Here is a 19,991-nt window from a genome sequence, read left to right as displayed (position 1 = left end):
ACCGACAACAGCAGGGGCGTACGTTCACTTTTGTCGGCTTCCACAGCTCCATGCCCACCGGGTCACCGGGAGGACGTATGCCTCGAACATCCCTCACCGTCGACGGAGTCCGCTACGAGGAGGAGGTCGAACCGCGTCTCCTCCTCGTCCACCTGCTGAGAGACCGGCTGGGCAGGACCGGTACGCCCGTCGGCTGCGACACGAGCAACTGCGGCGCCTGCACCGTGCTGCTCGACGGGGTGAGCGTGAAGAGCTGCTCCGTGCTGGCCGTACAGGCCGACGGGAGCGACGTCGTCACCGTCGAGGGCCTGGCGGAGGGCACCGACTGGCACCCCATGCAGCGCGCCTTCCACGAGGAGCACGCCCTGCAGTGCGGGTACTGCACCCCCGGCATGATCATGGCCGCGATCGACCTGCTCAGGGACGACCCGAACCCGTCGGAGGAGGCGGTCCGCGCGGGCCTGGAGGGCAACCTGTGCCGGTGCACGGGCTACACCAACATCGTCCGGGCGGTACGGCGCGGCGCCCGGGAGATGGCGCGGCCGGACGGGGAGCGGGAGACGGCCGGCACGCCGGGGCCCGGGGCGGCCCGGCAGGAGACCGAAGGGCAGGTGCGGACGCCGTGACCGAGCAGCTCGACGCGGGCCTGGTCGCCGAGAGGATCGCCGAGAGCGACGCGCTCGGCACCCCGTCCGCCGCCCACGAGGTCGGCCGGGCGCGCAGGCGCAAGGAGGACGCCCGGCTGGTCACCGGCCGCACCACCTGGACCGACAACATCCAGCTCCCCGGCATGATGTACGTGGCCTTCCTGCGCAGCCCGATGGCCCACGCCAGGATCACCCGGGTGGACACCTCGGCCGCGCGCGACCGGCCGGGCGTGGTCGCCGTCTACGGCGGCCGGGATCTCGCCGACGAGCAGGGCAGCCTCCCGTGCGCCTGGCCGGTCAGCGAGGACGTCCTGATCCCCGAGCACCCGCCCATGGCGGTCGACGAGGTCCGCTACGTCGGCGAGGCGGTGGCCTGCGTGGTCGCCACCGACCGCTACCGGGCGGCCGACGCCCTGGAGGCGATCGAGATCGACTACGAGCCGCTGGACGCGGTGCTCGACATGACCGAGGCGCTCACCGAGGGCAGCCCCAGGGTCCACGAGGGCGCGTCCGCCGGAAACCGGGCGTTCACCTGGAGGTTCTCCGGGGGTGACATCGAGGAGGCGTTCCGCGACGCCCCGGTGGTGATCGAGCGCACCTACGTGCAGCAGCGGCTCATCCCCACGGCCATGGAGCCCCGCGCGGTGGTGGCCACCACCGACGGCGACTCGTTCACGCTGTACTCGGCCACCCAGATCCCGCACGTGCTCCGCGTCATGCTCGCGCTGACCACCGGCATCCCCGAGCACAAGCTGCGGGTGGTCGCGCCGGACGTGGGCGGCGGCTTCGGCTCCAAGCTGCAGGTCACCGCCGAGGAGGTGCTCGCCCTGCTGCTGACCCGGCGGCTGGGCAGGCCGGTGAAGTGGACCGAGTCCCGTTCCGAGGGCAACCTGACCGCGCACCACGGCCGCGACCAGCTCCAGCGGATCCGCCTCGCCGCCGACCGGGACGGGCGGGTGCGGGGCGTCCAGGTGAACCTGCTGGCCGACATGGGCGCCTACCTGATGCTGATCACGCCGGGCGTGCCGCTGCTCGGCGCGTTCATGTACAACGGCATCTACAAGATGGACGCCTACGACTTCACCTGCACCGGCGTCTTCACCACCAAGGTGCCGACCGACGCCTACCGGGGTGCGGGGCGGCCTGAGGCGACGTTCGCGATCGAGCGCGCGATGGAGGAGCTCGCCCACGAGCTGGGCATGGACCCCGTCGAGCTGCGCCGCCGCAACTGGATCACCCACGAGGAGTTCCCGTACACCACGATCTGCGGGCTCACCTACGACTCGGGCAACTACGAGGCCGCGACCGAGCGGGCCCTGGCCCTGCTCGGGTACGACAAGCTCAGGGCCGAGCAGGCCGACCGCCGCGACCGGCGTGATCCGGTGCAGCTCGGCATCGGCGTCTCCACGTTCACCGAGATGTGCGGGCTGGCCCCCTCCCGGGTGCTGGGCAGCCTCAGCTACGGCGCGGGCGGCTGGGAGCACGCCTCGGTCAGGATGCTCCCCACCGGCAAGGTCGAGGTCGTCACCGGCTCCTCGCCGCACGGGCAGGGGCACGAGACCGCGTGGAGCCAGATCGTCGCCGACGCGCTGGGCGTGCCGTTCGAGGACGTCTCGGTGCTGCACGGCGACACGGCCGTCTCCCACAAGGGCATGGACACCTACGGCTCCCGTTCCCTGGTCGTGGGCGGCGTCGCCGTGCTGGCCGCCTGCGAGAAGGTCAAGGAGCGGGCCAGGATCCTCGCCGCGCACATGCTGGAGGCGTCCGCCGACGACGTCGAGTTCGCCGACGGCACGTTCACGGTCCGCGGCACCGGGGTGGGGAAGACCATCCAGGAGCTGGCGCTGGCGACCTTCGCCGCGCACGACCTGCCCGAGGGGTTCGAGCCCGCGCTGGACGCCGACGCGACCTTCGACCCGGACAACTTCTCCTTCCCGCACGGCACCCACCTGTGCGCGGCCGAGGTGGACACCGAGACGGGCGCGGTGCGGATCCGCGCCTACGTGGCCGTCGACGACGTGGGATCGGTGGTGAACCCGCTGATCGTCGAGGGACAGGTGCACGGCGGCATCGCCCAGGGCGTCGCCCAGGCGTTGTTCGAGGAGGCCGTCCACGACGCCGAGGGCAACCTGCTCACCGCGACCATGGCCGACTACCTCATCCCGTCCGCGTCCGACCTCCCGGCCTTCGTCACCGACCGTACGGAGACCCCGTCGACGACCAACCCGCTGGGCGTCAAGGGCGTCGGCGAGGCCGGGACGATCGCCTCCACGCCCGCGGTCGTCAACGCGGTCGTCGACGCGCTGCGCCCCTTCGGGGTGAACGACGTGCGGATGCCCTGCACCCCCGAGCGCGTCTGGCGCGCCGTCACCGAGGCGGGCGCTCCGGCGGCCGGGCCCGAAGCCGGACCGGGGACCGAAGCCGGGGCCGAACCGGCGACCGAAGCCGGGACCGCCCGTCCGGCCGGACCGGACTCCGAGGGAGGCGACCGATGATCCCCGCGTCGTTCGACTACGTCAGGCCCGAGTCGCTGGAGGAGGCCTGCCGGGTGCTCGGCGAGGCCGCGGACTCCGGCGACGACGTCAAGGTGCTGGCCGGGGGGCAGTCGCTGCTGCCGCTGCTGCGGCTCCGGCTGGCCTACCCGTCCACGCTGGTGGACCTCGGGCGCCTGCCCGGGCTGCGCGGCATCGACGACCGCGGCGACCACGTGTTCGTCGGCGCGCTCACCACCCACGACGAGGTGCTGCGCTCCGCCGTGATCAGGGACCGCGCCCCGCTGCTCGCCCTGGCCACGGCCACGGTCGCCGATCCCGCCGTACGGCACCGCGGCACGCTCGGCGGCTCCCTGGCCCACGCCGACCCCGCCGGGGACCTGCCCGCGGTGGCGCTGGCGCTCGACTGCGTCCTCGTCGCCCGCTCCGGCGACGGCGAGCGGGAGATCCCCGCGGCCGACTTCTTCGTCGACTACCTGGAGACCGCGCTCGGTCCCGGCGAGGTGCTGACCGGCGTCAAGGTGCCCGTCCTGGGCCCGGGGTGGGGGTTCCACTACGAGAAGTTCCACCGGACCGCCCAGGCGTGGGCGATCGTCGGCGTCGCCGCGGCCGTGCGGCGGGGTGACGGGATCGTCGAGGAGGCCAGGATCGGGCTGACCAACATGGGCTCCGTCCCGGTACGGGCCGGGGCCGTGGAGGAGGCGCTGCGCGGGGTGGATCTCGCCTCCCCCGGCTCCGACGGCACGGCCGACCCGGTCGCGGAGGCGTGCGCGCGGGCCGACGAGGGCACCTCGCCCTCGGCCGACCTGCACGCCAGGCCCGACTACCGCCGCCATCTGGCCCGGGTGCTGACCCGGCGGGCGGTCAGGAGCGCGATCGGCTGAGCCCTGCCCGGCTCGGGACCGGGGCGATCGGGTCCCGAGCCGGCTCGGGGACGGCCTCCCGATCCGGCCGGGATCACCGGGTGCCGAGGCATCGTCCACGCCCAGATGGGCAGTACCAGAGATACGGACACCGACCGGCTCGGACCGTTACGAGCCATTGTGGTCCGATATAGAGGCATAAAGACAACTATGGGTTGCGTTGGGTCCTTCGACCGCTTCCGCAGCGGTGTACTGGAATACGACCCCGTGTAGTCGTAATGTCGCAGCAGCGACCGATCGACAAGGAGCGGATCGATGGCGATGCGATTCGAGCACGAGTTCACGGTCCCGGTGCCGGTCGAGCAGGCCTGGCCGGTGCTGCTCGACGTCGAGCGCGTCGCGCCCTGCCTGCCCGGCGCCACCGTCGACAAGGTCGAGGGAGACTCCTTCACCGGCAAGCTGAAGGTGAAGGTGGGGCCGATCACGGTCACCTACCAGGGACGCGCCTCCTACGAGAAGGTGGACGAGGACGCCCGCTCCATGACCCTGGAGGCCTCCGGCAAGGAGGCCAGGGGTTCGGGCACCGCCGGTGCCACGGTCGTCGCCCGGCTGCACCCCGAGGGCCGCACCACCCGCGTCACCGTCGAGACCTCCTTCACCGTGACCGGCCGCCCCGCCCAGTTCGGCCGGGGCGTGATGACCGAGGTCGGCGGGAAGCTGATCGACAGGTTCGCGGCCAACCTCTCCCGGCTGCTGGGCGAGAGTCCCGGCGTGGAGACCGCCGCCGAGACCACGCCCGACACGGGCGGCGTGGGCGGCTGGAGCGCCCCCTCGGCACCGGAACCGGTGCCCGCCGAGCAGTCCGGCGAGCAGTCCGCCGAGCAGTCCGGTGAGACGCCGGCGACCCCGGGCGGTGCGAAGGGCTCCAAGGGCCCGAAGCGCCCCAAGGGTTCGGACGGCGCGGACGCGAGGACGGCGGCCCCCGGCCCGGCGGGCGCGACGGCCCCGGCTCCCGGGTCCCCCGCCGCGGAGACGCTCGCCACGGAGACCTCCGGTCGGGAGGACCCGCCCACGGGCTTCCCCGGCCCCGCGGGCGCCACCGCCCCCGCGGCTCCCGCCGAGGGGAGCACCACCGGCCCGGGCACCGCAGGAACCGCGGGTGCCACGCCCCCCGCCCCGGACGACACCGGCACCGCGGATTCCGGCACGCCGGGCTCCGGCACGGGTGATGTGGACGGCCCCGGTACGAGTGGTACGAGCACGCGTGGTGGCGGCACGGACGGTCAGAACCCGTCCGAGACGGGCACGACCGGTGCGGGCACGGCTGCGGGCACGGCTGCGGGCACGGCGGGTGCGGGTGCCGCCGCCTCCGGGCTGGGCGGCCCGGACGGCCCGGAGGGGATGAGCCCTCCGGCGGCCGTCCCCGCCGCTCCCGCCGCTTCCGGGCCGGGTGGGACCGGAAGGCACCTCAGCGCGGTGCCGACCCCTCCCGACGTGGTCCTCGGCGAGGAGGCCGACACACGCCGGAGCCACCCCGCCGGTACCTCGCGCACCTCGCTCAGCCCCGACGAGGAGGCCCTGAACCTCCTGGAGGTGGCGGGCCTGCCGCTGCTCAAGCGTGCCGCCCCGGTGGTCGCCGCCCTCGCGTTCCTCATCCTGGTCACCTGGCTGATCCGCCGAGTCCTGAACCGGCGCTGAGCCGTCCCCGAACCGGCGGCCGGGCGCGCGACGCTCCGCTTTCCACGGCTCGCGCCCCACACGGGGACGGCGAAGCGGAGCCGCCCCGTCCGAAGCCCGCCCGGAGCCGCCCGAGGTCTGCCCGGCCTCCGTCCAGGGGCCCGGGAGGCCCGTTGGCGGCAGGAGCGCGCCACGGGTTCCCGGCGCCCTCCGTTACGGTCGGCCAATGAGCGTCGAAGACTATTTCCGCGGCCTCGCCCGCCATCCCTCGGCGGCCGCGTTGTTCATCACGGACGAGGCCGACCGGGTCCTTCTCGTCCGGCCGACGTACAAGGAGGGGTGGGAGTTTCCCGGCGGGACGGTCGAGGACGGGGAGACGCCGTGGGAGGCGGCCACGAGGGAGGCCGTCGAGGAGCTCGGGCTGACCCTCCCGCTCCCCGCCCCGGTGCTGTTGTGCGCGGACTGGATGCGTCCTGGTGCGGGGCGGCCCGGCGGGTTCCGGGTGCTCTTCGACGGCGGGGTCCTGGACGAGCGGGGACGGGCCGCGATCCGGCTGCCGCCGGAGGAGCTCAGCGAGTGGCGGATGGTGGACGCGGCGGACGCGGACGCCTTCCTGCCCCCGGCGCGTGCGCACCGGCTGCGGGCCTGCCTGTCGGCGCGCCGTACGGGACGGACCGCGTACCTCCAGGACGGCGTCCCGCTCACGGGGAACGGCCCGTACGGCTGAGGCCGGACCCGCGCGGCCGGGGGAAGGGGAACGGGCGATCGTCTCACCCTTGTAAATTCACACAACGCCCAAAACAGCGTCATTACTGCACAAGAGGGACAACTAACCATTTTTCTCGGGAATACCTCAGAATGTGATCAATATCCCTGAATGCAGCGTTGTGGTCATCACCTACAACGACGCCACCCGGCTGCCCAGGGCCGTACGATCCGTGCTCCGGCAGTCGCTGCGCGGCGTCGAGGTGATCATCGTCGACGACGCGAGCACCGACGGCACCGAACCCGTCGCCCGCGCGCTGCAGCGCGAGGACCCCCGGGTCCGCTACCTGCGCACCGAGGTCAACAGCGGGGGCTGCGGCACCCCGCGCAACAGGGGCGTGGCCTCCGCGCGGGCACCGTACGTGATGTTCCTCGACAGCGACGACGAGCTGACCAGGCACGCCTGCAAGAGCCTGCTGCTGGAGATCGAGCGGACCGGCGCCGACTTCGTCACCGGGCAGATCTCCCGGCTGTACGAGCGGACCGGCAAGACCGCCCGCTACTACCCGGCCCTGTTCGCGCGGCGCAGGACCGTCGAGGGGATCGTCCAGGAGCCGGAGATGTTCCTGGACTCCTTCAGCACCAACAAGCTCTACCGGGCCGAGCTGCTGCGACAGGTGCCGTTCCCGGAGGACATCCACTACGAGGACCACGTCTTCAGCACCGCCCTGTACTGCGCGGCGCGGCGGTTCGCCGTGGTCCCCTGGGTGGTCTACCTCTGGCACCGGGCCGCGGCCGGTGGCGAGACGCGGCCGTCGATCTCGCTCAGCCTGACCGAGATGGCCAACGTCCGCTCCCGGATCCAGGCGGCCAGGATGAGCGACGACATCCTGCGCGAGAACGGCCTCGGCCACCTGGTGCACGAGCGCCAGCGCCGCTTCGTCCGCCAGGACCTGCGGGTCTACCTCAACCCGCTGCCCGCCCGCGACCTGGCGTGGATCGCCGAGTTCGTCTCGGTGGTCCGCCCCTACCTGGCCGAGCTCGACCCGGTGGTGTTCGAGACCGTGGACCCGCTCATGCGGGTCTGCTGCAGCTTCATCACCGACGGCCGGCCCGACGAGCTGCTGATCGCCACCCGGTCGCTGAACGGGCCCAAGGCCCCGCCGCGCGCCGCCCTGCGGCAGGACGGGCACACCTACTGGGGCACGGAGGCGGATCCCAGGCGGGAGATCACCCCGCTGCGGATGGCCGAGCTGCCCTACACCGCCTCCCGGCTGCGTCACGAGGCGGTCGTCACCGGCGAGGGCACGACGCTCAGGCTGTCCATCAGGACCTACGACCCGTTCGGCGTCCTGGAGGCCACCCCCGGCTGGACCGCGTTCCTGCGGTTCCGGGACCACCGGGTGCCGCTGAGGCCGCGCGCGCAGCCCGGCGGCGAGTACCTGGGCGAGGTGACGGTCGACCTCGCCGGGATCAGGCACGGCCGCCTGGGGTTCGACGGCCGTTACGACCCGGTGGTCGAGGTCGTCCGCCCCGACGGGAGGACCACCTGCGACCGGCTGCTCGTCGACCCCGCCGCCGCGCCGTTCACGGCCGCGGTCCCCCACCACGACGTGACCGTCAGGGCCGAGGGGTCCGCGGCGTTCCTGCGGGTGGTCTGGCGCCGCCGTGGCCCGCTGCGGAGGCTCCCGAAGCTGCGGCGGACCGGCGTCCGGCTGCTGCGCAGGATCGGCGCGCCCGAGGTGAAGCTCCGGGTCTACAAGGGGCTGATCTCGGCGCTGCCGCCCCGCAGGGACCTGGTCCTGTTCGAGTCCGACGTCGGCGCCGGCTACACCGGCAACCCCCGTTACGTGTACGAGGAGCTCAGGCGGCGGGGCACGCCGCTGAGGACGGTCTGGTCGGTGTCCCGGAACCGGCGGAACTTCCCGCCCGGCACCCGGCTGGTGCGCCGGATGAGCTGGCGCCACGTCTGGACCATGGCCAGGGCCGGCTACTGGGTGGACAGCCACGGCATGCCGCTGGCCTACCCCAAACCGTCCGGCACCCGATACCTGCAGACCTGGCACGGGCAGGGCATCAAGTCGGTCGGCTTCGACGCGCCCGACCTGCGCGCCGACTTCGACGCGCCCAGGGCGGCCTGGCGGGCGGCGGTGGAGCGCTGGGACGCCCTGGTCTCGCCCAGCGCCGAGTTCGAGCGGGTCTTCGTGCCCTCCAACGGCTACCGGGGGCCGCTGCTGCGCCACGGCTCGCCCCGGTGCGACGTGCTCGTGCGCGGCGACCCGGAGGCGGCCGAGCGGGCGCGGGAACGGCTGGAGATCCCGCCCGGCTCCCGGGTGCTGCTGTACGCCCCCACCTACCGCGACCGGGCCAGGGGGTCGGGCCGGTCCGTCAGGGCGGACCTGACGGCGATGGCCGAGGCCCTGGCCGGCGAGTGGACGATGGTCCTGCGGACCCACCCGGTCGAGCGGTTCCGGGTGCCCGAGCACCTGCGCCACTTCGTCCGCCCGGCCGGGTCGTACCCGGAGGTCAACGATCTGATGCTGCTCTCGGACGCGTTGCTGACCGACTACTCGTCGCTGATGTGCGACTACGCGGTCACCGGGCGGCCGATGCTGTTCCTGATCGACGACTGGGACGAGTACCGCCACCTGGAGCGCGGCGTCTACCACGACCTGCCGGCCATCGCCCCCGGCCCCTGCCTGACCACGACCGGGGAGCTGATCGAGGCGCTGCGGGACCTGGAGGGCGTGACCGCGTCGTTCGCCCCCAGGTACCGGGCGTTCCGCGAGCTGTGGTGCGCCGAGGAGAGGGGGCACGCCTCGGCGAGGGTGGTGGACGACTTCTTCGGCCCCTCCCCGGAGCGCGTCCCCGGACCGGCCGTCCGGTCCGTGCCGGAGCGCGCCGGTGAGCCGCTCCTCGTGCCGGGCGTACCGGACGGGCGCGCGCGGGACCGCGCGGGTGCGGACGGCCGGGCGGCGGGCCGGGCGCGCCGGGCCGGGTGGCGGTCGCCGATCCGGCTCCCGATCCCGGGGTGGTTCCGGTGAACCGCCGCGGCCGGGAGGCGGTGGTGTTCGCCTGCCTGGACGCCGACACCCTGGGCGGCGTGCAGCGGGTCACCCACACCGTGGCGCAAGGGCTGGCCGAGCGGGGCCGCGAGGTGCACGTGATCGGGCTGCACCGGGCCGAGAGCCCGTTCCGGTACGTGGAACACCCGCGCTACACCACCCACGTGATCCACCGGACGCCGGTGGGCAGGCTCTCGCGGCCGGACCGGAGGCGCGAGCGCAGGACGCTGGAGCGGCTGCTGCGCGACGTGGGGCCGGGGTTCGCGGTGCTCGCCTCGCCCAGCGTGGTCACCCGGATCCGGCGGCTGCTGCCCGAGCGGCTGCTGCCGATCGGGCAGTACCACGGCTCCTACGAGCACGCCCGGGGGTCGTGGCACCTGCGCTCGGTCCGCGGCCACTACGGCTCCCTGGAGAAGGCGGTCTTCCTCAGCGAGGAGGACGCCTGGCTCTTCTCCGAGCACGCGCTGCTGCCCAACACCTGGTCCATCCCGAACCCGCTGCCGGTCTGGCCGTCGCGGACCGCGGAACTGAGCGCCCGGCGGGTTCTGGGGATCGGCAGGCTGGGGGGTGTGAAGCGGTTCGACCGGCTGATCTCCGCCTTCGCCGAGGCGTGCGGCGGAACGGGGGGCGGGACGTTCCCCGGCGCGAACCTGCCGGCGGACGGGCGGCCCGAAGGCCCCGGGGACCGCGCAGACCGCGGGGAGCGCGAGCGGGCGGGTGAGGGCTGGGAGCTGCATCTGATCGGTGAGGGCCCGGAGCTGGACCGGCTCCGCTCGCACGCCGCGGCGTGCGAGGTGAGCGACCGGGTGGTGTTCCGCGGCCCGGTGCCGGCGGCCCTGATGGGCCGGGAGTACCTGGGCGGTTCGGTGCTGGCCCTGTCCAGCGAGCACGAGGGGCTGCCGCTGGTGGTCGGCGAGGCCGCGTCCTACGGGATCCCGGCGGTGGCGTTCGACGTGTCGTGCGGGCTCAGGTCGCTCGTCCTGGACGGGCGGACCGGGCTGCTGGTGCCCCCGTCCGACGTGAGCGCGCTCGCCACCGCGCTGGCCGGGCTGATGGCCTCGGCCGCCGAACGGCGGCGGCTGGGCGCCGCCGCCCGGGCGCACGTCGAGACGTTCCGGCCGGACCTGGTCCTGGACCGGTGGGAGACACTGTTCGAGGAGATCACCCGGTGACCCGCACCGGCTCGGTGCGCGGCATCGGCACCCCGGCCAGCACGATCTGGGCCGCGGTGAGCCGCGCGCCCAGCGGGTTCGGCTCGCGCAACCGGATCAGCCGGTCGAACGTGAGCCGCTTGACCCGGGCCAGCCTGCGCTTGGCCACGGTCCGTTCGTAGCCGACGATCCGCGAGGTGTCCGCCTTCGGCGCGCCGCTGAGCTCGTACCCGTAGGTCTTCAGGCGGTCGGCGAGCACGCTCTCGCAGAGCGAGATCTCGGCGCGGTCGAGCCGCTCGCGCCACGAGCCGGCCCGCGCCGTGGTCACCTCGCCGTGGGTGAGCGCGTGCCAGGTCTTGCGCGCGGGCACGGCCACGCCGGCCACCGCGGCCGGGTCGCACATGGCGGGGTCGTAGTCCTCGCCGAGGAACTCGCACAGCCTGCGCAGGTGGGACTCGGGGTCGGCGGTCAGGTCCTCGTAGCGCAGCTCGTGGTAGCTGCCGCCGGGCAGCCTCGGCGCGCCGTGCCGGGCGAAGTCGATCGCCTCGGCCCAGACGGAGACCGCGCTGTAGAGGCTCCCGTTGTACCAGGGCATCTCCTTCAGCGACGCCACGCAGTCGCGGCCGTCCCTGATCAGGTGGACGAACTGGGCGTCGGGGAAGAGCCGCAGCAGCACGTCGGTGTACTGGAAGTACGAGGGCCGCTTGTCGCCCCAGCGCGCCTTTCCCTGCGCGGCCGCGTAGGCGCGCAGCACGATGCCCAGCGCCGAGCCCAGCGTCGGCGGCCCCGTGACGATCTGCCCGAGCACCTCGTCGCGGTCCAGGTTCAGCTCGTGGAAGCGCGTCTGGCGCCGGTCGACCACCCACTCGGCCAGTTCGCGCCTGCGCCCGGCGTCCTCCAGGTCCCCGAACCGGAGCCGCCGCTGGTAAGCCGAGATCATGAAGCGGGTCTCCGGCGGGATGGCGATCCGCGGGTGGGCGTGCAGCATCAGCTGAAGCATCGTCGTCCCCGAGCGGGGACAGCCCAGGATGAAGATCGGGCGATCGGGCTTCATGGTCAGACCTTCGCCAGTTCGCCCAGCTGCCGGCTGGTGAGCCTGGCGGCCACCGGGCTCGGCTCGCGCAGCCGGTTGACCCGGTCGCGCAGCTCCTTGCGCCGGCGCGTCCAGCGCCGCTTGGAGGCCGCCTTCTCGCACGCCGCGATGTGGGCCTTGCTCGCCCTGGGCGCGCCGCTGAGCTCGTAGCCGTTGGCGGTCAGCCGCTCGGCCAGGACGGTCTCGCACACCGAGATCTCCCACGGGTCCAGCCTGGCCTTCCACGAGCCCGCCCTGGCGGTGGTGACGTCGCCGTGGGTGTTGCTGTGCCAGACCTTGTGCTGCGGGATCGCCACCCGGGCCACGTGGTACGGCTCGGCCATCGCCGGGTCGTACTCCTCGCCGAGGAAGCCGCAGAGCTTGCTCAGCTCGGTCTCGGGGGAGGCCGTCAGGTCCTCGTAGCGCAGCTCGTAGTAGCTGTCGGCGGGGAGCCTCCTGGCGTGCCGGCGCCCGAAGTCGATCGCCTCGCTCCAGTTGACCACCGCGTGGAAGACGTCCTTGGTGTACCAGGGCATCTCCTTCAGCGACGCCACGCAGTCGCGGCCGTCCCTGATCAGGTGGACGAACTGGGCGTCGGGGAAGAGCCGCATCAGCAGGTCGACGTGGTGGTAGTAGCTGGGCCGCTTGTCGCCCCAGCGGCTCTTGCCGTACTGCTCGGCGTAGGAGCGGAAGGTGATGCCCATCGCGGACCCCAGCGTCGGCGGACCGGCGATGATGTCCTCGATCAGCTTCTCCCCGTCGAGCTTGAGCTCCTTGAACTTGGTGTCCTTGTCGTTCACGATCCACCGGCCGACCCTGCGGCGGTTGCGCTCCTCGCGCAGGTCGCCGAAGGAGAACCTGCGGTAGTAACCGGGCACCACGAACCGGGTCTCCGGCGGCACCGCGATGCGCGGGTGCGAGTGCAGCATGAGCTGCAGCATGGTGGTGCCGGAACGCGGACAACCGATCACGAAGATCGGGCGGTCGGACTGCATGACAACGAACCCCCGTAACGCTTGGTCAAACAGATACGCGCGGCGCCTTCTCCACGAGGGGCACGACGGGTGCCACCCGGGCGAAGAGCCACATTCGGTAGATCAGGAAGACCTCGTTCAGCAGAAGCAGCGCCCCGGCCCCGACCGCGACGGGCACCAGCGCGGCCGTCCCGATCAGCGGGGCGACCACGAACACCGCGGCGTGGAACTCGATGCCGCTGATCAGGTGGGTCCGCACCCGGTGGCGGGCCAGCAGGCGGCCGACCCGCCGGGGCAGCCTGGAGCGCCTCCCCGCCCGCCGCACCGGCTCCCCCGGCGCCGGCGACGACGCCGACAGCGACGCCGACAGCGGCACGGCCTCGTCGCCGAACCCGGCGTCCCGCAGCGGCTCACGCGGGGTGATCGGCTCGCGGGGCGTGAGCGGCTCGCGCGGGGTGATGGGCTCGCGGAGCATGACGACCTCGGCGTCCCCGGCGCGCCCGGCGCGCCCGTTCTGCCCGGAACGGCCGGCGGCCCCCTGCTCGACGGAACCGACGGAACCGACGGGGCCGACGGACGCCAGGTGCCCGAGCCGGTTCTCCTTGACGGTCTCGCGCACCCGCTTCATCTGCGGCGCGTTCACGTACCGGAACAGGTCGAGCACGGCCACCCCGGCGCCGAGCAGGATGTAGGAGACGTCACCGGTGACCGCGTACTGCCCGGAGGCCAGGCCGGAGGCGCAGCAGACCACCCTGATCCGGTCGCCCACGTAGTCGAGCCAGAGGCCGAACGCGGTACCGGTCCCCTTCAGACGGGCGATCTTCCCGTCCATGCAGTCGACCGCGAAGCTCACGTAGAACAGCAGGGCCCCCGCGACCAGCCGTCCGCCCGCGAAGCAGATCGCGGAGCACATCCCGAGGATCAGGGAGAGGCGGGTCAGGCCGTTGGGGGTGACGGACGTGTGGTTGGCGACGAGCAGGGTGAGCCTGCACGCCACCGGGTCGACCAGGAAGACGGTCCACCAGGAGTCTTTTCGTTTCCGGGTCGCGTGAACGTCGTCCAACGAATAGGCCCTCATGTGTTCCAGCATGGCCACGCCGTGTCTCCTGTCATCTACGCTCTGTAACTACTAGAAGATCTCCATGCCACTTCTTGACCGGCCCGCGCCGAAGCGATCGGGCGCTTTGAGGGCGCGAAAGGCCGGGGAGAGAGCTCCCCGGCCTCCGGATCGCGCCACCGGCCCCGCCCCGCCGCACGGGCGGGGCGCGCCGCTAGCCGAACAGCCGGTCCACGGCCCGCGCCGCCGCGCCGCCGTCCTCCAGCGGGCAGAACCGCGCGGTGAACGCCTCGTACGCCCCGCGGTACCCGGCGTGGGTCTCATCGGCGTCCCGCACGGCCGCGACGAGCTCCTCGGTGGTGCGCAGCAGCGGACCGGGGGCCTCGGCCTCGAAGTCGAAGTTGAAACCGCGCACCTCGTCGCGGTAGCGCTCCAGGTCGTAGGTGTAGAACAGCAGCGGCCTGCCGGTCACCGCGAAGTCGAACATGGCCGACGAGTAGTCGGTGACCAGCATGTCCGCGACCAGGTAGAGCTCCTGGACGTCCGGGTACATCGAGACGTCGCGGACGAAGCCGTCGCCGACCCGCGGCACCCGGTCGGTCACGGTCGGGTGCTTGCGCAGCAGGAACACGTACTCCTCGCCGAGCTCGTCGGCCATCCGCTGCAGGTCCAGGTGCAGGTCCAGGCGGTAGCGTCCCCTGCTGTAGAACTTGTCGTCCCGCCAGGTCGGGGTGTAGAGGACGACCTTCCTCCCCTCGGGCAGGCCGAGACGGTCGCGGACCCGCGCCGCCCGTCGCGCGACCTCCTCGGGCCCGCCGCGGCGCAGCAGGTCGTCACGGGGGGAGCCGATCTCCAGGATCTCCCCCTGGAAGCGCAGCGCGCTGTCCAGGACCGAGCTGCACCAGGGGCCCGGCGAGATCAGGTGGCTCCACTGCGCGACGGTCCTGGCCAGCCGCTCGTGGTGGTCGGGCCGGGCGAACGGCACCTTCTCCACGTCGAAGCCGACGCGCTTGAGCGGCGTGCCCCGCCAGGTCTGCAGCACCGTCTGCCCGGGCCTGCGCTCGAACCAGGCGGGCAGGTCGCTGTTGGTGACGACGTACCGGCAGCGGGCCAGCGCCTCGTAGAACTCGCGCCCGTAGCGCCGGACCGGAACCGTCCCCTCGGGCAGTTCCACCTGGCCGTCCCGGACGAGCCACATGAACTCCAGGTCGGAGCCGCGCCTTCGCAGCTCCTCGTAGATCGCCCTGGGGCTGTCGGAGAACTGCCTGCCGCCGAAGCTGTCGAACAGGACGGCGGGCCGCAGCGGCTCGGCGCGGCGCGCCGGGTAGAAGTCCTCGCGCAGCAGCCGCTGCTGCTTGGGCCTGCCCGAGGCGCGCAGGTCGTCGCCCACGGTGAACACGGCCTCGGCCATCACGTCGGTCTCGAAGGTGAACGTCCGGGTGGCCGAGATGTGCTCCAGCGGCGCGGACGGGCGGAACTCCACCCGCATGTCACCCAGGCCGGTACGGACCGAGAAGCCGTGCGTGCCCGCGGGCAGCGGCAGCCGCCCGGCGAGCGTGTCGCTCCCCTCGGGCGTCACCGTGACCGTGCCGTCGACCAGCGGGAACAGCCGCTCGGTGAACCGGCTGCGGGAGGTGACGACCAGCCAGGCCGGGCCGTCGATGGGCCGCATCGGCGCCCCGGTCAGCCTCAGGTGCCCCTGCTCGTCCCAGTGCACCCGCTCCACGTAGAAGGTGGGCCGCTGCTCGCGCAGCACGAACCCGCCCCGCTGCGACCGGTCCAGCACCAGGTCGCGCCCGCGCAGGCGGTGCAGGCCGCGCTCCACCCCGTCGGCGACGATCAGCGGCCGGGCCGGACCCTCCTCGGGGAGGATCTCGAAGTGCCACTCGGCGCCGGGGTGGAGCGCGCTCATCTCCAGGCTCGCCGGGTCCAGGGCGGGCCAGCGTTCCGACAGCACGTCGTCGAGGTCGATCGTCACCTCGAAGGCGTCGCCGGTGACGGTCATCGGATAGCGCCGGTCCCGGCCGCCCTGGGGCCGGACCAGCCGCAGCACCGGCGCGGCGCCGAGGCCGGTCCCGCACCGGCCGGTGACGCGCAGCGCGCCCTCGGCCACCCGGTGCCCGGTGACCCGGCCGCCGGGCCGCTCCACCCGGAGCCGGAACTCCTCGCCGGCCGTCCACTCGGTCCACACCACGTTCCCGGACTCGCGGCCGGAGAACTCCAGCCGCCGCGCGGCCGGGCTCGGCCGGCCCAGCGCGCCCTGCCGCAGCAGGCCCCGGGAGAGCACGCGCAGCTCGATCCGCCAGGTCGAGCCGGCCGGAAGCCGGTCCGGGTCGACGGTCAGCCGGAACCCGCACCAGTCCTTGCGCCTGCGCGGGCCGGTGTCCACCAGCGACAGGCTCCGCCTGGCCGTCACCGGGAGCCGGATCCTGCGGCCCGGCCCCTCGGGGACCAGCCAGGCGAGCACGTGCTGCTGCATCCTCCTGCGGGCCCGCAGGTAGCGGACCGAGACCCGGCCCTCGATGACCAGGGCGTCGTCCCGCCAGTCCATGGTGTCCACCCGCTGGCGCAGGTCCAGCTCCTCGCGCATCCGGGTCACGGACCGCCCGACCTGCACGGGGGTGTTGAGGTGGTAGCCGCGCACCCCGCCGCCGACGACGCGGGCGGTCGGCTTGACCGTCCTGTCCCACTCCAGCACCTGGACGAGGTCGTCCAGGCGGCGTTCGCGCACCAGGGCCCACTTCACCCGCCGCTGCGCCGGGACGAGCGAGAGGACCTTCGGCCCGGCCTGCTCCAGGTAGGCGCAGGCCAGGTCCAGGAAGCGGTTCTGGAACGCCTCACCGGCCTGGTCGAAGACCTGCAGGAAGGTCGGCAGGTCGCCGTCGAGGACCATCCGGTCCCACGCCGCCAGGTGCGCGGTCCTGCCGGTGCCGGCCAGGAAGTCCCGCACCGAGGCGATCGCGGCGAACCGGTCCTCGATCCCCTTGACGTGTCCCCGGTTCTGGGTGATCGAGACGTCCTCCCCCTCGCGCTCGCGCCACAGGTAGACCGGGGTGGACAGGACGTCCACCGACGCGGCCAGGAAGTGGGCGGGCAGCGAGACCGCGATGTCCTCCCACAGCACCCCCTGGGGGAAGCTCATGCCGTGCTCGTCCCAGAAGGCGCGGCGCCAGAGCTTGTTGGTGACCAGCCTGTCCTTGAGCAGGGCCTGGTCGGCGCTCACGTGGGTGCGCCGGGCGGAGCCGGCGAAGATCGCCTTGTGCATCGGCGACTGGCGCACCCCCTTGCCGCTGAAGCGGAGCACGTTGCCCGTCACCAGGTCGGACCCGCTGTCGGTCAGGCTGCACACCATCGCCTCGACGGCCGTCAGCGGGAGCATGTCGTCGCTGTCCACGAACGCGAGGAAATCGCCCGTGGCGTGCGCGACGCCGGTGTTGCGCGCGCCGCCCAGCCCGGTGTTCTCCTGCCGGATCAGCCGGAACCGCGCGTCGCGCGCGGCGAAGGTCTCGGCGATCTCCGCGCTGGAGTCGGGAGAACCGTCGTCCACCATCACGACCTCGATGTCGGCCCAGGTCTGCGCGACCAGCGACTCCAGACACGCCTCAAGGTACGGTTCCACGTCGTAGATGGGCACGATGATGCTCACTGGGGCCACGATCGGTCCTCCGGTAGTCGAAAGCTCACGGTCCGGTCCATCGGCTCGAACACCGGAGACGGCACGCAGGTGAAGATCCACTTCTCGTGGACGACGTCCCGGGCGGGGGCGGGGACCGGACGGCCGCCGGGGAGCGGCGAAGAAGGCCCGTCCGTCCGCCGACACCACCCGGCGACCCCGGACCCGAGGTGGACGTCACGTCAGCAGCATGGCTTCGCGGAGGGAAGGGCGAGCCCGAAACATGACGGCCATGAACTGCGCTGACCGAGTCTTGACCGTCCCGGCCGCCGGGCCGGGCGGACCCCGCGGCCGGTCGCCCCGTGCCGCGGCAACGCCTTCCCCACGGTGCGGTCAAGGCTGGGAATGCACACGTCCTGGTAAGTCGTAATGACCCCTCGTTCCCCCCTCGGCGTCCGACACGATCGGTGACCGAGACGGGCGGGATCGCAACGAACGGTATTCGCGGGGGGAGACGCATGGAGTCAACAGTCGTCGTGGGAGCGGGGCCGGCCGGGCTCACCGCGGCCTACGAGCTGGCCCGGCGAGGACGCCCGTGCGAGGTCTTCGAGGCCGACCTGGTGGTCGGCGGCATCAGCCGTACCGAGGAACGCGACGGCTGGCGCTTCGACATCGGCGGGCACCGGTTCTTCACGAAGGTGCCCAGGGTGAGGGAGTTCTGGCACGAGCTCCTCGACGAGCGGGACTTCCCGCTCCGGCCGAGGATGAGCCGCATCCACTACCGCGGCCGTTTCTACGACTACCCGCTCAAGGCGTCCAACGCCCTGGCCAACCTCGGCCTGGTCGAGTCCGTGCGGTGCGTCGGCTCCTACCTGCGGGCCCGGATCCGGCCACCGGCCGACCAGTCCACCTTCGAGGGCTGGGTCACGGCCAGGTTCGGCCGGCGGCTGTACGGGATCTTCTTCAAGACCTACACCGAGAAGGTCTGGGGCGTTCCGGCCGCGAGCATCCAGTCCGACTGGGCCGCGCAGCGGATCCGGGACCTCTCGCTGGGCAGGGCCGTCGCCGACGCGCTCACCCCCGGCAGGAGGCGCAAGGAGATCACCAGCCTGATCGAGGAGTTCCACTACCCCCGGCTGGGGCCGGGGATGATGTGGGAGGCCTGCGCCGACCGGCTCCGCGAGCAGGGCTGTGCCGTGCACCTCGGCGCCCGGGTCGAGCGCATCCGCCGCCACGGCGACCGGCTGGCCGTGACCGTCCGCTCGGAGGGGCCCGCCGCGCGGGACGGCTCCCCGGGCCCGCACGCGTCCCGCGGCTCAGGGGACGTCGTCCGCGAGGTGCACTGCGACGACCTGATCTCCTCGATGCCGCTCGGCGCCCTGATCCGCGCGTTCGGGCCGGACGTGCCCGACGTGGTCTCCGAGGCCGCGGCCGGGCTGAAGTACCGCGACTTCCTCACCGTCGCGCTGGTCGTCCCCGAGCGGTTCTCCTTCCCCGACAACTGGATCTACATCCACTCCCCCGAGGTGCGCCTCGGCCGGGTGCAGAACTACGGCTCCTGGTCGGCGGACCTGGTGCGGGCCGGGCGGACCTGCCTGGGCCTGGAGTACTTCGTCACCGAGGGCGACGACCTGTGGCGGATGCCCGACGACGACCTCGTGGCGTTCGGCACCCGGGAGCTGGAGCGCCTGGGCCTGGTCGCCTCCGGCGCGGTCGAGCGGGGATACGTGGTGCGGATGCCGAAGGCCTACCCGGTCTACGACGCCGGCCACGTCCACAACGTGGAGGTGCTCAGGAAGTACCTCGACGTGGAGTGGCCCCGCGTCCACCCGGTCGGCCGCAACGGCATGCACCGGTACAACAACCAGGACCACTCCATGCTCACCGCGATGCTGACCGTGGAGAACATCGCCGAAAGGGCCCGGCACGACGTCTGGAAGGTCAACGTCGACGCCGACTACCACGAGGAGTCCACGGCCCGCGGCCCGCGCGGCCCGCGCGGGGGCACCGGCCGCGACGCCCCCGTGCCGCGGGAGATCCCGGCCCGATGACCCGGTGACCCTCCGGCCGGACGGGGGCCGTACCGTCCCCGTCCGCCCATACGAACCATCGCGACCCGTCGCGACCTGTCGCGACCCGTCGCGAACCACTGTCGACCCCTGCGGACCGGTGCGGGCCGGCGTACGCCACCCGGCGGCCGGCCCCCGTCCGGTGAGCACCGCACGGACGCCCGCACGGGCCTCCTGCGGTCCCGTCACGCCCCCTCCGGCTCCCGCCGCCCGGGAGCCGTCGCAGATCAAGGCTTTCCTCCCAGCCGTCTGGAGTTGCGCACCATGACACAGCGTTTCACGGTCCCCGACGTCAGCGTGATCGTCATCACCTACGACGACGCGCCCCGGTTACCCCGGGCCGTACGGTCCGTTCTGGGCCAGACGCTCAAGAACCTCGAAGTGATCATCGTGGACGACTGTTCCGGCGACGACACCCCGGCGGTGGCCAGGGCGCTCACCGAACAGGACGACCGGGTCCGCTACGTGCGGCTGCCGGCCAACAGCGGCGGTTGGGGGGGGGGCCCCAACACCCAGACAGAAGCCCCCCCCGCGCCCCCTCCTGCGTTTTCTTCCCGCGACAAAGAGATCTCCCCCACCGCCTCCCCAAAAACTCTTCTTGGGGGC

The 19,991-nt window shown here is 73.0% G+C and carries 13 protein-coding genes; 9 read left to right on the top strand and 4 right to left on the bottom strand.

What is annotated here, in order from left to right:
- Nucleotides 1-77: 77 nt before the first annotated feature.
- From ACZ6RT_RS15595 to ACZ6RT_RS15565, 7 genes are all read left to right on the top strand, one after another.
- Nucleotides 78-626, top strand: a complete 549-nt coding sequence (locus tag ACZ6RT_RS15595) for a (2Fe-2S)-binding protein (protein WP_470154100.1) — start codon at nucleotides 78-80, stop codon at nucleotides 624-626.
- The gene (locus ACZ6RT_RS15590) at nucleotides 623-3,142 is read left to right on the top strand and encodes a xanthine dehydrogenase family protein molybdopterin-binding subunit (protein WP_470154099.1); all 2,520 of its coding nucleotides are present in this window, start codon (nucleotides 623-625) and stop codon (nucleotides 3,140-3,142) included. The genes ACZ6RT_RS15595 and ACZ6RT_RS15590 overlap by 4 nt, the downstream gene beginning before the upstream one ends.
- On the top strand, nucleotides 3,139-4,023 hold the full coding sequence (locus ACZ6RT_RS15585; protein ID WP_470154097.1) for an FAD binding domain-containing protein: 885 nt from the start codon (nucleotides 3,139-3,141) through the stop codon (nucleotides 4,021-4,023). The genes ACZ6RT_RS15590 and ACZ6RT_RS15585 overlap by 4 nt, the downstream gene beginning before the upstream one ends.
- Before the next feature lie 294 nt (nucleotides 4,024-4,317).
- Nucleotides 4,318-5,700, top strand: coding sequence for an SRPBCC family protein (locus ACZ6RT_RS15580; RefSeq protein WP_470154095.1), 1,383 nt, complete (start codon nucleotides 4,318-4,320; stop codon nucleotides 5,698-5,700).
- A 205-nt stretch (nucleotides 5,701-5,905) separates the two neighbouring features.
- The gene (locus ACZ6RT_RS15575; RefSeq protein WP_470154093.1) at nucleotides 5,906-6,406 is read left to right on the top strand and encodes an NUDIX domain-containing protein; all 501 of its coding nucleotides are present in this window, start codon (nucleotides 5,906-5,908) and stop codon (nucleotides 6,404-6,406) included.
- 133 nt (nucleotides 6,407-6,539) lie between these two features.
- Nucleotides 6,540-9,428 carry a bifunctional glycosyltransferase/CDP-glycerol:glycerophosphate glycerophosphotransferase gene (locus ACZ6RT_RS15570; RefSeq protein ID WP_470154091.1) on the top strand — a complete coding sequence of 963 codons (2,889 nt, stop codon included), beginning with the start codon at nucleotides 6,540-6,542 and terminating at the stop codon, nucleotides 9,426-9,428.
- Nucleotides 9,425-10,621 (top strand): glycosyltransferase, encoded by a 1,197-nt coding sequence (locus ACZ6RT_RS15565; RefSeq protein ID WP_470154089.1) that lies wholly within the window; start codon nucleotides 9,425-9,427, stop codon nucleotides 10,619-10,621. Before ACZ6RT_RS15570 ends, ACZ6RT_RS15565 begins: the two co-directional genes overlap by 4 nt.
- On the opposite strand, the gene ACZ6RT_RS15560 is transcribed toward ACZ6RT_RS15565, so the two are convergent.
- The 4 genes from ACZ6RT_RS15560 to ACZ6RT_RS15545 all read right to left on the bottom strand — a co-directional run bounded on the left by ACZ6RT_RS15560 (nucleotide 10,611) and on the right by ACZ6RT_RS15545 (nucleotide 17,349).
- The gene (locus tag ACZ6RT_RS15560) at nucleotides 10,611-11,654 is read right to left on the bottom strand and encodes a sulfotransferase family protein (RefSeq protein WP_399185817.1); all 1,044 of its coding nucleotides are present in this window, start codon (nucleotides 11,652-11,654) and stop codon (nucleotides 10,611-10,613) included. The genes ACZ6RT_RS15565 and ACZ6RT_RS15560 overlap by 11 nt on opposite strands.
- A gap of 2 nt (nucleotides 11,655-11,656) precedes the next feature.
- On the bottom strand, nucleotides 11,657-12,667 hold the full coding sequence (locus ACZ6RT_RS15555) for a sulfotransferase family protein (protein WP_470154087.1): 1,011 nt from the start codon (nucleotides 12,665-12,667) through the stop codon (nucleotides 11,657-11,659).
- Nucleotides 12,668-12,692: 25 nt separating this feature from the next.
- Nucleotides 12,693-13,724: a CDP-alcohol phosphatidyltransferase family protein gene (locus ACZ6RT_RS15550; RefSeq protein ID WP_470154086.1), complete on the bottom strand. Its 1,032-nt coding sequence runs from the start codon at nucleotides 13,722-13,724 to the stop codon at nucleotides 12,693-12,695.
- 193 nt (nucleotides 13,725-13,917) lie between these two features.
- Nucleotides 13,918-17,349: a bifunctional glycosyltransferase/CDP-glycerol:glycerophosphate glycerophosphotransferase gene (locus ACZ6RT_RS15545; RefSeq protein WP_470154084.1), complete on the bottom strand. Its 3,432-nt coding sequence runs from the start codon at nucleotides 17,347-17,349 to the stop codon at nucleotides 13,918-13,920.
- A gap of 485 nt (nucleotides 17,350-17,834) precedes the next feature.
- Here ACZ6RT_RS15545 and ACZ6RT_RS15540 point away from each other — a divergent pair, with 485 nt between their 5' ends.
- Nucleotides 17,835-19,367, top strand: coding sequence for an NAD(P)/FAD-dependent oxidoreductase (locus tag ACZ6RT_RS15540; RefSeq protein WP_470154082.1), 1,533 nt, complete (start codon nucleotides 17,835-17,837; stop codon nucleotides 19,365-19,367).
- 282 nt (nucleotides 19,368-19,649) lie between these two features.
- The coding region (locus ACZ6RT_RS15535; protein ID WP_470154080.1) for a glycosyltransferase family 2 protein at nucleotides 19,650-19,991 on the top strand (342 nt) is incomplete at its 3' end.

This window comes from Streptosporangium sp. NPDC050148, assembly GCF_055586505.1.
Note: the sequence above shows the minus strand (reverse complement) of the source record. Positions and strands in the feature narration are given on the sequence as shown.